The 1182-nt window shown below is 68.2% G+C and carries 1 protein-coding gene; it reads left to right on the top strand.

What is annotated here, in order from left to right; all coding sequences use genetic code 11:
* The coding region (locus AN218_RS00015) for an acyltransferase domain-containing protein (RefSeq protein ID WP_141747375.1) at window positions 1–1182 on the top strand (1182 nt) is incomplete at both ends.

The following is a 1182-nucleotide window of genomic DNA, read 5'->3' as shown; positions in this document are numbered from 1 at the left end:
GAGCGGTACGAACGCCCACCTCATCCTCGAACAGCTCGACGAGGTGGAAGCGGCCGCGGAAGAGTCGACTGACACCCAAGAGATCAGTGCTGAGCCGGAGTTGGCACCTGCGGTGGTGCCGGTCCTGGTGTCGGCGAAGTCGGCGGGGGCTCTGGAAGGGCAGGTCGAGCGGCTGGGGGAGTGTGCTGCCGCGGGGCCTGCGTTGGACGTCGGTTTCTCGTCGGTGGTGTCGCGGTCGGTGTTCGAGCATCGTGCGGTGCTGCTGGCGTCGGACGAGGGCGTCACGGAGGCTGCGCGGGGCGTCGCATCGTCCGACCCGGGGGAACTGGCGGTGGTCTTCTCGGGCCAGGGCAGTCAACGCCTGGGGATGGGCCGGGAGTTGTACGACCGCTTCCCTGTCTTCGCCGAGGCTTTCGATGCGGTCCTGGCTCACCTGGATCCGGGGTTGCGGGATGTCGTGTGGGGTGGGGATGAGGGGCTGCTGAACCGTACGGGGTGGGCGCAGCCTGCTCTGTTCGCGGTCGAGGTCGCGTTGTTCCGCCTCGCCTCCTCATGGGGAATCGAACCCGACTATCTGGCGGGCCATTCGATCGGTGAGATCGCGGCCGCACACGTGGCCGGAGTCTTCTCCCTGGAGGATGCCTGCCGGCTGGTGTCGGCGCGGGCTGCGTTGATGGATGCCCTGCCGGAGGGTGGGGCGATGGTCGCTGTGGAGGCGGCCGAGGCCGAGGTCGTTCCGTTGCTGACGGACGGGGTGTCGCTGGCGGCGGTGAACGGGCCGACCTCGGTGGTGGTCGCGGGTGTGGAGAGTGAAGTCGAGGCGATCTCCGCGCATTTCGAGTCGGCTGGTCATCGCACGCGGAGGCTGCGCGTCTCGCATGCGTTCCATTCCCCGCTGATGGAGCCGATGCTGGAGGACTTCCGCACCGCCATCGAGAACCTGACTTTTGAGGCTCCCACTATTCCGGTGGCGGCGTGGGGCGACATTTCGACGCCCGAGTACTGGGTGGAGCACGTCCGGGAGACGGTGCGTTTCGGCGACAGCGTCGAATGGCTCACCGGCCAGGACGTGTCGGCGTTTGTGGAGTTGGGTCCGGACGGCGTGCTCTCGGCGATGGCCGCTGCGATCACCCCCGACGCCACCGCGGTGCCTCTCCTGCGCAAGGACCGCGGCGAAGAAGC

Source organism: Streptomyces nanshensis (assembly GCF_001751255.1).
Classification (GTDB): domain Bacteria; phylum Actinomycetota; class Actinomycetes; order Streptomycetales; family Streptomycetaceae; genus Streptomyces; species Streptomyces nanshensis_A.
The sequence above is the reverse complement of the archived record's forward strand: the minus strand, read 5'-3'. Positions and strand labels throughout refer to the sequence as shown.